The 13,582-nt window shown below is 43.3% G+C and carries 11 protein-coding genes; 5 read left to right on the top strand and 6 right to left on the bottom strand.

Annotation, left to right across the window (positions count from 1 at the left end):
• The 4 genes from ACMVP2_RS11455 to ACMVP2_RS11440 are packed head-to-tail and all read left to right on the top strand — an operon-like array spanning position 1 to position 4,774.
• Positions 1 to 1,089: an exopolysaccharide biosynthesis protein gene (locus ACMVP2_RS11455; protein WP_416867782.1), complete on the top strand. Its 1,089-nt coding sequence runs from the start codon at positions 1 to 3 to the stop codon at positions 1,087 to 1,089.
• An 11-nt stretch (positions 1,090 to 1,100) separates the two neighbouring features.
• Complete coding sequence (locus ACMVP2_RS11450) at positions 1,101 to 2,417, top strand: oligosaccharide flippase family protein (RefSeq protein WP_416867781.1); 1,317 nt, start codon at positions 1,101 to 1,103, stop codon at positions 2,415 to 2,417.
• A gap of 15 nt (positions 2,418 to 2,432) precedes the next feature.
• Positions 2,433 to 3,842 (top strand): O-antigen ligase domain-containing protein, encoded by a 1,410-nt coding sequence (locus ACMVP2_RS11445; RefSeq protein WP_416867780.1) that lies wholly within the window; start codon positions 2,433 to 2,435, stop codon positions 3,840 to 3,842.
• Complete coding sequence (locus ACMVP2_RS11440; RefSeq protein WP_416867779.1) at positions 3,839 to 4,774, top strand: class I SAM-dependent methyltransferase; 936 nt, start codon at positions 3,839 to 3,841, stop codon at positions 4,772 to 4,774. Before ACMVP2_RS11445 ends, ACMVP2_RS11440 begins: the two co-directional genes overlap by 4 nt.
• A gap of 11 nt (positions 4,775 to 4,785) precedes the next feature.
• On the opposite strand, the gene ACMVP2_RS11435 is transcribed toward ACMVP2_RS11440, so the two are convergent.
• The 3 genes from ACMVP2_RS11435 to ACMVP2_RS11425 all read right to left on the bottom strand — a co-directional run bounded on the left by ACMVP2_RS11435 (position 4,786) and on the right by ACMVP2_RS11425 (position 8,104).
• The gene (locus ACMVP2_RS11435) at positions 4,786 to 5,919 is read right to left on the bottom strand and encodes a glycosyltransferase family 9 protein (protein WP_416867778.1); all 1,134 of its coding nucleotides are present in this window, start codon (positions 5,917 to 5,919) and stop codon (positions 4,786 to 4,788) included.
• A 3-nt stretch (positions 5,920 to 5,922) separates the two neighbouring features.
• Positions 5,923 to 7,050, bottom strand: a complete 1,128-nt coding sequence (locus tag ACMVP2_RS11430; protein WP_339784486.1) for a glycosyltransferase family 1 protein — start codon at positions 7,048 to 7,050, stop codon at positions 5,923 to 5,925.
• Positions 7,051 to 7,144: 94 nt separating this feature from the next.
• The gene (locus ACMVP2_RS11425) at positions 7,145 to 8,104 is read right to left on the bottom strand and encodes a glycosyltransferase family 2 protein (protein WP_339784484.1); all 960 of its coding nucleotides are present in this window, start codon (positions 8,102 to 8,104) and stop codon (positions 7,145 to 7,147) included.
• Positions 8,105 to 8,262: 158 nt separating this feature from the next.
• Here ACMVP2_RS11425 and ACMVP2_RS11420 point away from each other — a divergent pair, with 158 nt between their 5' ends.
• Entirely contained in the window at positions 8,263 to 9,381 is a 1,119-nt protein-coding gene (locus tag ACMVP2_RS11420) for a glycosyltransferase (RefSeq protein ID WP_339784482.1), read from the top strand.
• Here the strand turns inward: ACMVP2_RS11420 and ACMVP2_RS11415 are convergent.
• Genes ACMVP2_RS11415 through ACMVP2_RS11405 form a run of 3 tightly spaced genes read right to left on the bottom strand, consistent with a single transcriptional unit; the run spans position 9,366 to position 13,429 of the window.
• Positions 9,366 to 11,033 (bottom strand): capsule assembly Wzi family protein, encoded by a 1,668-nt coding sequence (locus tag ACMVP2_RS11415; protein WP_416867777.1) that lies wholly within the window; start codon positions 11,031 to 11,033, stop codon positions 9,366 to 9,368. The two genes, ACMVP2_RS11420 and ACMVP2_RS11415, sit on opposite strands and share 16 nt — an antisense overlap.
• A 23-nt stretch (positions 11,034 to 11,056) precedes the next feature.
• A complete protein-coding gene (locus ACMVP2_RS11410; protein WP_416867776.1) occupies positions 11,057 to 12,793 on the bottom strand; it encodes a capsule assembly Wzi family protein in 1,737 nt (578 codons plus the stop codon).
• The gene (locus ACMVP2_RS11405) at positions 12,794 to 13,429 is read right to left on the bottom strand and encodes a hypothetical protein (protein WP_339784476.1); all 636 of its coding nucleotides are present in this window, start codon (positions 13,427 to 13,429) and stop codon (positions 12,794 to 12,796) included.
• Between the last annotated feature and the right edge of the window lie 153 nt (positions 13,430 to 13,582).

Here is a 13,582-nt window from a genome sequence, read left to right as displayed (position 1 = left end):
ATGGAACTCGAGCACAGAGCTACACATGAAGATAAAATCTCATTGAGAGAGTTAATTGATCGGACAATGGGATTGATCAATTACATCCTTCACAACTGGAAAATTGTTGGGTTGTGCGTTGTACTGGGTGGAATTATGGGTCTGCTTTACACGCTAAGGAGGCCGACATATATAGCCGAAACAACTTTCGCTTTGGAGGAGTCTAGTAAACTTGATCAACTCTCGGGTTTAGCCAGTTCGGTTGGCATTGATGTTGGGGCCTTGGGCGGTGATGAAGAGAATCTTTTCAAGGGCGAGAACATCCTAGAGCTGTATAAGTCAAAAAGAATGCTAATTGATGCAGTATTGACTGACGCTGAACATGAAGGTAAGATGGAGAAGTTAATATATCCATTTGCCAGGGAGCTCGAATGGGATGAGAAGTGGGCATCCAAACCCTACTTAGACGGGATTAGTTTTGACCTACCCCGAGAGCAGTTCACGCATAGACACGACAGTATTTTGTTGGAAGTTGTCGAAGAGTTAAAAAAGCGCTATGTGGTAGTTGAAAAACCTTCAAGAAGGCTCAATATTATTAGCGTAAAGACGATGTTCAAAGACCCCGTCTTCGCCAAAAATTTTAACAGGGAACTGGTGAGGGTAGTAAATGATTTTTATTATTTGAGCAGGACTAGAAAGGCTGCAGAAACGGTTGAAACTTTTCAACATCAAGCGGACAGCATAAAAGAGGCAATTAATGCTTCGATGGTAGGCATTGCGGCTTCACAGGAAGTTGCCCTCAATTTAAACTCTTTATATAAGACCAGAAATGTGCCTCTTCAGGAAAGGCAGATAGAGCTGCAAATCTCGCTTGCAGCATACGGTGAAATGGTCAAAAGTCTAGAGATGGCTAAGTTAAGTCTTCAGGACAGGCAGCCTCTCATCCAGATTATTGATAAACCACTCAACTATTTGGAAAACAACAAATGGAAATGGTACAAAGGCTTAATAATAGGGGCCTTTTTGGGAGGAGTACTGTGTTGTTTGTTCTTTCTGTCCAAATTTTTGTTAAGGTCAGCATTGACCGATGAGCAGAACGCCGCTTATTAAGCCCACAGCCAATGACTTATTTGCGACTGCTGAAGCGACTATCGGGTAACAAGCAGGTTCATAACTTTGGCTTTCTTTTCTCTATACAGGCATCCAACATCCTTATATCTGTCGTCACAATTCCACTTGTGGTGGGTGCCATTGGTGTAGAGCAGCTAGGCTTAGTTGATTTGTCGCTCTCTATTGTGTACACGCTAAATATTATTGTCAGCTACGGCTACAACCTAAGTGCTCCACGAGAAGTCGCTATAAATTTTGCTGACAAAGAAGAACTCTCCAAAATTTTTTCAAGAGTATTATTGAGTAAGCTGGTTCTTGCAGGTGGCGTTGGCCTTTTACTTGTTCTTGCCACACAAAACCTGGGAGAATTCAATAGAAATAGCACCATCCTTCTTTTTTCGGCTGCAGTACTTTTGGCCGAAGCACTGTTTCCCCACTGGCTTGCTCAGGGCCTGGAAAAGATGCACATATTGTCTATTGGCAACCTGGTTAGCAAGGTTACTTATCTTGGCCTTATTTTCTGGTTGGTGAAGAGCCCGGAGGAGAGTTTCCTTGTAAATTTCTTGCTGGGCATCTCAGGCGTTGGGGCCAATTCTCTATTGCTCATTTATATAGTTAAATATTGGGGCATTTCTTTTAAAAGGGTTTCTTTTCATGAGATTTGGGTGTCCTTAACGGACAACTTCTACCTCTTTTTGTCGTCGATAGTTGGATACATTTCAATTAACAGCGGCATTATTATTCTTAGCTTTTTTGTAACTGACTATATGCTTGGGGCATACAGTCTTGCGGACAGAGTGGTCAGGGTTTTGAGAATAGTACCGACAATTGTTATCCAGGCCATTTATCCCAGGGCTAGCAGGCTTTATGTTACTGATAAACAAGAATTTAACTCGTTTTTAAGAAAATCCTACATTCTGGCGCTGATTGCGTGCCTCCTCGTTTCACTCGCAGCTTTTCTATTTTCTCCGATCATCGTTGAGGTGCTGGCTAGAGAACATTTGACAGAGTCGATAAAAGTATTGAAAATTCTAGCCTTTGTTCCATTTTTTGCTTCCCTGAATATTGCCAATATGATTTTGGTGTTGGTGAGCGACAATAGGAAAGTGTTGGTAAAAGGCACCTGGGTTTCGTTTTGTGTGATGGTGGTAATATGCGTCGGGCTGTCCTATCGCTACGGGGCGCTGGGGTTGGCGTCAGGGCTCCTTCTAACAGAGCTGCTTATATTTACCGTGCAGTTTTATTTTAACTTATTGAGCATCCGAACTGATACTTTACATTTCTACTCCTTAAACAAAGTTTTTAAGCGAGGAACAGACAATGAATAGCAAGGGAGCGACAGCATGATTTTATTTTTGATCTTTTTTTTGGCTGCATGCGCTGTACTCATTATAGCCATCAATGAAATACTCTTGAAAGGGAAAGAGGAGTATTTGATAATTTTTATGTGCCTCTACCTCCCATTTTATACAACCATCCTTTCCTTAGTTTTTCAACAAACCGGCTCAGCGCTACTCGTTAGTCTTTTTCAGCTTTCGAAGGAGTTAATTGTACTTATTGCTATTATTTCATTCCTCCTGTTTAAGAGAGACTTTTTTTCGCTACGATTTCGCTTGGTTTTTATAGACTATGTTTTCCTTGCCTTTTTGGGTCTTGGGCTGCTCTATGTGTTTTTGCCAATGGGTTCAGCTGGCCTGCTTCAGAAGCTGATGTATTACAAGAACATTGCTATCCTTGGCATTATGTATTTTTTTGGACGTAATGCAAAGTTGGTGGACGTGAAGCTTGGAACCATAACCAACATCATTCTTGGCATAGCTGTCCTGGCTTTTTTACTCAACCTTTATGAGTATTTTACTTATACCCACTTTCAAAGCTTAAATGGCTTCGCAGGGTTCAATGAGGCAATAAACAAGAAAGATCCGGAAGGCAGCTATTATCTCAACTGGACTTTTGAAACACAGTCCGGATCGAAACGTTTTGCGTCTTTTTTTTCAGGGCCGCTTGAGCTTGCAGCAGCGGTTCTATTGGCATTTCCTCTTGCCCTTATTCTCTATATGAGAGAAAAGTACCCTGTTCACAAATACATTTACTTGATTATAATGGCTTGTGTAATCACAAGCCTTGTCCTTTCTTTCTCACGGGCAGCACTTGCTGCTTTGTTTATTCAACTATTTTTTCTGGCATTCGTTTTCCGGTTATATAGGTTAATTTTTGTTGGGATCGTGCTTGGTATAGGGGCAGTAGCTTACGTGGTTTTCTGGGCCTCGAAGGATTTTCAGGACTTTATTTACGACACCATCACGTTCCAAAACTCGTCAAGTATTGGCCACCTGATAGAGTGGTTTCAGGGGATAGAAAGCATGATCGCTAATCCTCAGGGGATTGGTTTGGCGATGAGTGGCAATGCGAGCTCTGTTGACGATGCTGTGAAGGTTGGAGGGGAGAATCAGTTTATCATATTTGGGGTACAGTTGGGTGTTTTTGGACTCTTCCTATATTGCTTATTGCTTTTTTTGTCGATCACCTACTCGCTTAAAGCATATCGGTTTTCCAGAAACACTGAGGATGCTATCATACCATTCGTTGCAGCTTCTGTCAAGGTAGGTCTGCTACTCCCACTATTTACTTCTAATGCGGAGATTTTCTTGTACATAGCTTTCGTGTCCTGGTGGATGGTGGGCTATAGTGTCTCAACGTTAGAGCGACGAAAAAAAATGCTATTTCAAAGAATGAACACTGTACGCATATGAAACAGGAGAAGTGTCCGATGTGTGAGAATAAGCCGGGCCAGGCTGAGTTGCAGAATGGGATGAAAATTTCAGAAAGCTTTACTATTGTCGATTGTGACGCTTGTGGTCACCGATACACCTTTTTTGGCGACGATGTTTTAGAAGAAGAAATATATCAGGATGAGCGATACAAGGTTATTGACAACAGAAAATCTGTTTTCGACCGACTGCTTTCTTTCGAGTATAAAAGGGTTGTGAAAGAAATAGTAAAAAGGTACCATTCGGATATTTCTGTGCTGGATTTTGGTTCCGGCAAAGGCAAATTCTTATCGCTGTGTAAGGCTGAGGGTTTCAGCACCAAAGGGGTAGAAACCTCGTTGCCCAGAGCTAATTTTGCAAGGAAACACTATCACCTGGAAATCGATTCAGATTACTATTCCAAAGGCACACTTGACAGGGCTCCCTTCACGGCGATCACTTCTTTCCATGTTTTGGAGCACTTGAGTAAACCAAAAGAATTGCTTGCTAACCTTGTAAGAGACAATCTTACTCCTGACGGATTGGTAGTTATCGAAGTGCCCAATATGGATAGCTGGCAGTCAATCTGGGCTGGCAAAAGCTGGCTACAGCTGGATGTGCCTCGCCATATTAACCATTTTAATAAGAGTTCTATTATTTCCGTTGTCGGTGCGGCCGGGCTGCGCCCAACAAAAATAAGCTATTTTTCCTTCCACGTTGGGTTGCTGGGCATGCTGCGCACTTGCCTGGGACTGGTTGGATATAAAGGAGACATCATTTACACGTTGAAAAATAAGAAAAGCCTTCCTCTCTACCTTTTGATAGCCCTTTTGCTACCATTATCAACTGTCTTGGAGTTGATTGCAAGCCTATTTGGCAAAGGAGGTATTATCAGGATTTATGCATCTGCAATAGCTGCTGGTGGTAATGCTTAATTGAAAGTAGGCTAAATTTTTTTGATAGCCTCAATTACCGTTTCAGGGGTAAGTTCAGACATGCATTTTGCATAGCCATACAATGGCACGTCGCATTTTGCATGAGTAAGTTGATCGCATTGGCAGGTTCCGTTGTCAACCACAGTTGAAAGGTTGGAGTAAGGCCTGTACTCGCATGAACGGGTAGGCCCAAAAATGGCGACAATTGGTGTTTGGAAACAAGAGGCGATGTGTAAAACGCCGGTATCAACACCTACGACTAGTTGAGAAATTGATGTCAAGGCTGCCAGTTCGAGAATTGACGTTTTGCCAGCTAACGAGTAAACGCTTGAAGAAAAGCTGCTTATAAGTGCTGCTGCACTTTCGGAATCGTCTTTTGCGCCTACCACATATACATGATATTTGTTATTCACCAGATATTGAATCACGTCCTTGAAATAATCAGCAGGCCATGACTTGACGTCTTTCGAGGAGTAGGGTGCTACCAGTGCCACCGGGGCACCGCTTGAAGGTTCTAAGAGCTTTTTTGCATTTTCGAGTGCCTCAACTGACAGGGGTATGTACGGTTGAGGTTTAACCTGGCCTCCCCCGAAACAACCTAAAACGTCAAATGATCTTTCAACTTCGTGCTTATCAACATCGTAAGTCGATGCGAAATCGACAAAACCATTATTGCCCGATCTCGAGTTACCGATTTTGATCCTGGCACCAACCAGCGTGCCAAATAAGAAAACGAACCGACTATCGCCCCTGGAATCAACTACAAGATCAATATTTTCTTTTCTCAACGCCCTAATGAGATGAAAGAGCTCTTTGATTTTTGCCTTGCTAAAGCCGTTGTCTTTTCTCAGAAGCCTCCAGGGCCAGTTGTACACCCAGATTTTGTCGAGATTTTCGTCATTTTTGTAAAGCTCTCTTGAAATGCTGTTAGTTAGCAGAGAAATACTGGAATTGGGGAAGCGACTTCTCAAATAAGAAAATGCCGGTGATGCCATGACGACGTCGCCAATATAGTCTAGCCGGATGATTAATATCTTCCTTGGCGTAAGTAAATCGAAGTCGGTGTGCCTACCTCTCAGCCTCCTGGGTAAACTCAGTACCAGAAGAAGGCAGTTCAGAATGAAAAAGGCTAGTTTCTTTTTCATGCCTTATTTTGTTGCTGTTTTGTTAACAAGGGGTAAAATTTTCGACAGCATCTTATCGGCGCATTTTCTCCAGGTAAACTCTTTCAATCGTAGTTTACCAGCAGCAATAAGCCTTTGGCGAAGCGCAATGTCAAAATATAAAAGCTCCATCTTCTCCAGTATGTCACCGACATTGTACGGGTCGACTAACAGTGCTGCCTCGCCGGCAATTTCTGGCATTGAGCAAACATTGGAGGTAATGATAGCTGTTTCACTAGCGAAAGCCTCGACAATCGGCAGGCCGAAACCTTCCTGCAACGACGGAAAGACAATAAAGGCAGCATCTTGGTAGACAAAAGGCAGAAGATCGTCTGGAACGTATCCACACATGACTACATCTGATTCGAGCTCCAGCTTTTTAATAAGTACCGAAATCTGCTGACTTCTGTCTGAGTGTATCCCGGTTGCTGGCTGTCCCACTATTGCCAGCCTAAGCTTATTCGTTTGTTTGGGGTGCTTTTTCTTTAATGCGCCAAATGCTTCAATCAATCGCTCTACGTTCTTCCTTGCTTCAAAGGTTCCAATGAACAGGATGTACAGGTCTTTTGAAAGACCATTTGGAAGAGCTGCGGGCTTTTTTTCTCTAAGAAAAAGCTCGTCAACCCCATTGTAGGCCACAAACACTTTTGCGCTATTCACTTTCATCAAACTAACTACCTGTTTTTTAGCAAATTCCGACACAGTGAAAATCAAGTCTGATCTTCTGATAGCCAATTCGATAAACGGGATGTAGTAGAAATAAAACCACAAGGCACTTGTATACTCCCTCTGTGCCCGCATATGGGCGTCGTGTGCAATTACCGCCCTGGGACAAGGCCTAAACATGGGTGTGTTGAACTCAGGAGAAATCAGAAAATCGGCTTTTATCAAACGACACTTGATCGGCAAGTGGAGGTGCACCCATATAAAACGCATCAAATGTCCCTTCAACTTACTAGCCACACTTTTTCCTTTGTCGATAGAATAGCCTGGCTGAAGTTCTGTCACTTCAATTCCGGGAGTCATTTTTAACTCAGCAAGCAAATTGACAGTCACCCTTTTTGTGCCGGCATTCTCTAACATCAAATGGTGAGTGTCAACTACTAATTTCATAAATCCTGGGTTGCTTCAAAACTATTATAATTTGAGCGACGAACCTCATTGTCTTTGTATCAAAACTTAGTTCGTTTTTTGGGTGCCTTTGTGATCAAAATGCGCTAGTACTGTTCATTTTGACTTTGAAGACAATTGAAAAATAGCTTTCGAGAAGCGGACTTAATTTACCCCCCATCCGCCCCTTCAAAAACTGGATAACGATCTGAAGAAGGAATATTAGCTTAATGAATGGCAATAAAAAACCCGTTGACCATTTTTGATAATAATTCAATTTACTGGCAAGAAGCATTTCAAACTTTTTGTGATTGAAGCTTTCTTTGGATAAAGCTTTTATTGCCCCCCCCTCCAAATGAATAATTTCTGCAGCAGGTACTATATATGAATCGAGCCCCTTTCTTGATAGTCGAAAAAATAGGTCGGTTTCCTCGTAGTACATGAAGAAACTTTCATCAAATCCGTAAAGGTTATTAAAGGTATCAGCATAAATAAAAATATCGGCCCCAACTATGTAGGGCACTTTCGCTGGGGCTTTCTGGTGTGTGACAGAGTTAATAGCAATTCGACTTTGATAATGTCTGCCAAGGATAAAACTAAGACCCAGGCCTATGTTGCCCAGCTCCTGAAGTACTCCGGGGAAATTGCCGTAAGAGGCTGTAGGCTCTTTTTCCGCAGTCAGAAGCTTACCACCACAAGCAACTATAGAAGGTGCTGACGTTTCAAGAAATTCGGAGAAAATTGATAGTACATCGTTGCAAATCAATGTGTCAGGGTTGAGAAAAAACAGAAATTTGCCAGTTGCGTGACTTGCTCCCAGGTTATTTGCTTTCCCGAATCCCAGGTTCTGCTCTGCCCAGATGGTTTTCACATTTTTTGCTGGGTTTTGCCCCGCCCACAAGTCAAGCACATGTTTTTCTTCAACTTTGGAGGCATTGTCGACGATAATTACTTCAAATGAAACATCTTTGCAGTGGGTTTCTAATGACCCTATTGAGGCGATAGTTAGGTTGGAGCAATTATAGTTGACGTAAATAACAGAAATAAAGGTGTGCATTTTTTCTTCAGACACAACTTATGGATAAAAGATTGGGTCATAGTCGGCAAAAGTAGAAAAATCTTTCACATCCTATTGGCTAAACGGGTAATTCAAACGAAGTCGATGCAGAACCATCCAAATAAAGCGAGACAAAAAAGCCTTATTCACACCAGTTAATGAAGATAGCAATTATAGGCTCAAGAGGCTACCCTTACGTGTACAGCGGCTACGAAACACTCGTTAAAGAGTTGTCAGAGCGCCTGGTCAACAGGGGAGTTTCGGTCACAGTGTATTGTCACAAGGCTTTGTTTTTGGAAAGGCCCACCGAAGTGAACGGCATTAAACTAGTGTATTTACCCTCGATAGAAACGAAGATCCTCAGCCAATTTGTCCACTCGTTCCTGTCTGTCATTCATGCTTGCTTTACGGACGTAGATGTAATTTTTGCGGTGAACTCCGCTAATGGGCCATTCGGAATTATCACAAAATTATTTCGGAAGAAAACGGCCATCAACGTCGATGGCATGGAGTGGTTGCGCCCCAAATGGAAAGGCCTTGGCTCCAGGTACTTCTACTTTGCCTCATGGTTAGCTACCAAATTGTATGACCAGATCGTCAACGATTCAGAGGAAATGCGAAAAACATACTTGGACCTATTTAACAAAGACTCTGTGGTGATTGCCTATGGAGCGAATATTAGGAAGTCCGAACAACCTGGCCTGATAGAGAAGTGGGGTTTGACACCAAATGGCTACTACCTAATTGTGGGACGTCTGATTCCGGACAATAACGCAGATTTGATTGTAGAAGGGTTTCACAAAACCAGCAGCAAAAGGAAACTGGTCATTGTGGGGGATGTCCCCTATAAAGATGAGTATTCTTTAAAAATAAAGGCAATGGCCGATAGAGATGCGAGGCTATTGTTTACAGGATATGTAACTAATCAAAACGAACTGGCCGAGTTGTATCACAACGCTTTCGCCTATTTCCACGGCCATGAATTTGGTGGCACCAATCCAACCATGCTCAAGGCAATGGCTTACGGCTCGTGCATTCTTGCTTTAGACACCAGGTTCAATAGAGAGATGCTCCAGGATGATAAATTCGGTTTGTTTTTTAGCAAAAACGAAGACTCCATAGCAGCGTTGATTCTTGATATTGAAAGCATGCCTGTAGAATCTCAACGTATGAAATATGCTTCGTCCAAAGGCATAACCGCAAGATATACCTGGGACCATGTCGCTGAACAATACATTGAAGTGTTCAACAAGCTAAGACCTCAGCGGAAAAAATAGGCAGCATTCACGGTGGCGTAGATATTGTTGACGTCGCGACCCTTCACAAAATAGGGATCTCCTGGCTCTTGTATTAAATACCATTGGTAGTTCCACGATGTTGTCCACCTAAAAGTGCTCGACAAAACCAACCGGTTAAATTTCCAGTCGGCAACAACACCTGCACTAAGATCTGTCCAAAAGCGTCTCCAATCCTTGGAGTCTTCGTAGGCATAATACAGAAAGTCGTTATTATGAACCAGGCGCTCCGCAAAAATGCCAATCTTTTTCATGCCCATCCACCAGCTTGTTTCAAAGTAAAAGACGTTGCTCCCTGGCCCGATTCCTGCACCAATCACCTGCCCCTGGTTAGTATAACCTTGCCGAACATATTTATCCGTGTACCAGCTGTCAGCATCTCTCACTACCTCTCTCACTACCTGGCCAAGCTGGGTAATTTCCGCATCAAACTGAACGAATCGATTTTTTTTAATTGGGTATATCTTACTTAGCCCGATGGTAAATGCCCTATGACGGTTTGCCTGAACGAGAAACTCTCTAAGGCCCCTTGTTCGACCGTTGGTGCCATATTCTATGTAAAACTCGGCATTCGATTCCGGTAGCAGCCAGCGAAGGTAGCCGGACGATTGTTGCTGGTTGTTGGTGAGCTTAGGGTTGGGCTCCACCCCTTCTTCCCTTTTTCCATTCAAAAATGGCTGAACATCCCGGAAGGACTTAATTTCCCAATAGTAAACCTGCGAGGTTCTTGAGTAACCTAAAAACAAACCAGGCACCCATTTTGGTTGCCATGCCAGGGTGACACCGGAAAGGTACCTCGATTCGTTTTTAGGAGCATAGTAAAGTTGTGTTTGCAAAAATTTGCGCTCAGGCTCAGGCGGTGTAAACCCGGAGTTTGCCAAAATTCCGGAAATGAATTGCCCCTCAAAAGAACCAATTTCTGTCTGTACAGGACCATTTGTATGGAAGGTCAAATGATAAAATCCGGGAGCATTATTGCTCATGATCAATGAGTTTCTTTTCCCAGGCCCCCACCACAGGCTTTCCGAGGACGCTCCCACAGAAAATCTACCCAAATCATATTTTAAAAATGACTGCCCGGGGTGAAACCTAAAGGAATTTTCCGTGCCAAACCTGACTGGTTCATCGATCGTATTCCACCACCTGTAGATGCGCTGCCAGATGACGTCATAATGATCATCAGTAAACTGATCGAAGGGTTTGTTTTCGGAGTAGATAAGTTCAGGGTTGAGTTGCAGGCTCCATTTATTGTGTTGAAGGAAGACGCCCGCACTGAGCCTTGTTTGCAGCCCTTTGTTGGGTGCAAAACTTCCGTCGTTCCAACCAGTTGGGTGGTGGGAGTTGAATTTGGTAACCAGCGACACGGGCAATATGTATAATGAATCGTCTTTTGTCAGAGGTATTACTTCAAAAAGCCCATCGCTTTTAAACCCTGCTGAAGAAACCTTCTCAAGATTGCTCATGACGGTAAGGGGCCTAACGCCTAAAGAAACCGACGAGTCGAACTGATTGACCAATTGGGACCGACGCAGAAAGTCCTCAGCATTGGAAAAGCCGACAGGCAACGATTGAGCCGCAAGAAGCTTGTAGATCAGGAAACAGAAGGCGAACAAGGATATTTTTTTTGCGGACATCGTTTTCGTTTCAGGATCGGTTATCAAAACAAATAAGTTACTCCCATGTAGCTATGAAGATTAAACCTGTCCACACCCCTGGCGTTTTGGCCTCCGGGGTAAACGAAACCTTGTTGCCATTGATAGTTGAGGGACCGGATAAATTGAATACGAGCATTAGCCACCAACCTGTTAAACCGCCAATGTCCGACTAGCCCGGTGCTGACATCTACCCATGGCCTTGCCGATGACCCATCCCTAAAGGCCCTGTTGAAAAAGTCCATCTGGTGCTCAAGCCTTTCGAAAATGATCCCCACCTTCCTGATATCTCTCACCCAGGCCACCTCCAGCGTTTGCGCATTATTCCCCGGCCCCACACCGTTGCCAAGTTGTTGGCCGTAGTGGCTGAAGCCATGGAGAATTGGGAGGTGGGCTCCCCAGCTTTGCCCGCCACCATCTCCGTAGTACCTGATCAAGTGATTAATAGACTGCTGAGACTGAGTGTGTTCAACCCTTATTTGAATATGATCTGCATTGCGAATCTCGAACAACTTAAAAAAGCCGAATAAAAACGCCCTTGCATGCTCTGGCGACATCATAAAATCCCGCCAGTTGAGTGCATGATCTCTCCTTCCAAATTCGAAATACACCTCCGCATGGGATTTTTGAAAGACCCACCGGAGGAAAACAGCGATTTGCTGATCCTGCTTCAAGTCATCCACAGCCAAACCAACCGTTTCTTTTTGGAAAGCCTGAAAAACAGGGAAATAGCCGCCAAAAGATGGGGTAAGATCTTCCCCATACTGTTGGAAAGTTCTTGCAGCGCCTATGAAAAGACCATTCACCCATTTCGGGTTGTAGGATAACATGATTGCAGAAAGGTACCTCCAATCCGGGTTTTTAGAAATGGTGATGCCATCTCCATATAGTGGCAGAAAATCTGGTGGCTGAAGTCGCCCCAATAAAAGTTGTCCTTCAAAATTACCAACCCAGGTTCTTACAGGTCTTGAAGTGGACAGTGTTAGGTGCTCAAAAGACCTTGAGTTGTTACTAAAAGTCAGAGAATTAAACTGACCTGGCCCCCACCATATGTTTTCATTGCCGGCACCAACCCTAACCGGCCCAAAATGTAAAGCTATAGAGCTTTGCCCTGGAAGTATTCTTGAGTAACGGGAAAGTCCAAATCTTTCAGGGGGGTCAGCTGAACGCCAATGATGTAACCGTGCGTCCTGAGTTCCTTGAGAAAATAACGACGAAAACCCTTCGAAGGATCGATTTTCAGCCAATAGCCATTCGGGACGCAATTGAATATGTAAGGGTCCGATTTTTCCATACACTCCTACGCTCATCACGTGTTGGTATCCCCGATTGGGAATCATAGCACCATCAGCCCACCCGTAAGGGTGTTTTGAGTTGAATTGAAATTGATAGGAGGGAGGTAATAAGGCAACTGTACCTTTTCGATTCAATAAGTGTATGGACGAGAAATTTTTCTTATTACTGTCCTTAAGGAAAGCCTTATCATAGGGCTGATAGATGCCGTCTTGTATTCCCATGCTGACAGGATGAATAGGCCTGACCATTAGGGAATGGGAACTGTCTGCCAGGCCCAGCAATTGTGCTCTTCTGATCGACTCCTCATAAACAGGCATACCAGCAGGGAGAGATTGTCCGCACAACTGAAAATTGCCTGTCGAGTAAAATGCGACACATATTGTAAGGCTTCTCAACAGAACACTAATGAAATCCTGCATCGACAGAAATTTGCTTTTCGGCGCCATTTAATTCAAGCTGAAGGTTTCTATTTTTCCTATTGAACAGCCCTCATTACCTGTCCGATTGCCAATGTTTGTTTGAGTTACTCTGTTTTCATGAGTAAAAGACATCTTCGAATCGGCATGTACCATGCTTTTTGAAATTTGATAAGAGTCGGTTCCATATGGCAGGTGTGCCAAGTGACATAATCTAATCAAGGAAGTGGATAAGCCAATTACTGGATTGTTGAAGGAAGGAAATTCTTCCGGAAACGATTGGTATAACAAATAAGGGCTATTGGAAAAAGTTGCCACTATCACATTTTCGGCATCTATCTTCAGATACCAAATATTCGGCCTGTCCGGTTCAGAAATGTTACCATTCCAGAAGTCATATAGGTAAAGGCCGAAACTTATTTTCGGCAACTCATTCCATGCGAGGTCGTCCAGCTTTGACGAGTATCCACTACTTTTATGATTTCTTAGAACGGAAAGAGGTCCAAATGTAAGCACTGTCTCTTTTTCAATTCCCACCAGGCCATGGACTTCAAAATCATTGTAGTAGACAGCTTTTTCCTCCTCTTCAGCCCTCAGGCATTGGAAGCCCACAAAATGGTGTGCGAGAAGAAACCCTTTATGATTTATCCGAGCAGATTTGTGCATTAGACAAAGTAAATCAGAAATACTACATGGTCATACATATTTCACCACAACTGATGCTGAGTGAGCAGGACTAATGTCAGTTTATCACCCAGCTCTGGGTAAACGCAATAAGCGGGTATGCAAACCAGTTACATAACAAGAATTAATGCCAAT

The organism is Imperialibacter sp. (assembly GCF_048007035.1).
In the GTDB taxonomy this organism is placed as follows: Bacteria; Bacteroidota; Bacteroidia; order Cytophagales; family Cyclobacteriaceae; genus Imperialibacter.
The sequence above is the reverse complement of the archived record's forward strand: the minus strand, read 5'-3'. Positions and strand labels throughout refer to the sequence as shown.

Bases quoted from the DNA above. Each gene is read 5' to 3' on its own strand.
- ACMVP2_RS11455 (WP_416867782.1), top strand. From the start codon at position 1: ATGGAACTCGAGCACAGAGCTACACATGAAGATAAAATCTCATTGAGA.
- ACMVP2_RS11450 (WP_416867781.1), top strand. From the start codon at position 1,101: ATGACTTATTTGCGACTGCTGAAGCGACTATCGGGTAACAAGCAGGTT.
- ACMVP2_RS11445 (WP_416867780.1), top strand. From the start codon at position 2,433: ATGATTTTATTTTTGATCTTTTTTTTGGCTGCATGCGCTGTACTCATT.
- ACMVP2_RS11440 (WP_416867779.1), top strand. From the start codon at position 3,839: ATGAAACAGGAGAAGTGTCCGATGTGTGAGAATAAGCCGGGCCAGGCT.
- ACMVP2_RS11435 (WP_416867778.1), bottom strand. From the start codon at position 5,919: ATGAAAAAGAAACTAGCCTTTTTCATTCTGAACTGCCTTCTTCTGGTA.
- ACMVP2_RS11430 (WP_339784486.1), bottom strand. From the start codon at position 7,050: ATGAAATTAGTAGTTGACACTCACCATTTGATGTTAGAGAATGCCGGC.
- ACMVP2_RS11425 (WP_339784484.1), bottom strand. From the start codon at position 8,104: ATGCACACCTTTATTTCTGTTATTTACGTCAACTATAATTGCTCCAAC.
- ACMVP2_RS11420 (WP_339784482.1), top strand. From the start codon at position 8,263: ATGAAGATAGCAATTATAGGCTCAAGAGGCTACCCTTACGTGTACAGC.
- ACMVP2_RS11415 (WP_416867777.1), bottom strand. From the start codon at position 11,033: ATGTCCGCAAAAAAAATATCCTTGTTCGCCTTCTGTTTCCTGATCTAC.
- ACMVP2_RS11410 (WP_416867776.1), bottom strand. From the start codon at position 12,793: ATGGCGCCGAAAAGCAAATTTCTGTCGATGCAGGATTTCATTAGTGTT.
- ACMVP2_RS11405 (WP_339784476.1), bottom strand. From the start codon at position 13,429: ATGCACAAATCTGCTCGGATAAATCATAAAGGGTTTCTTCTCGCACAC.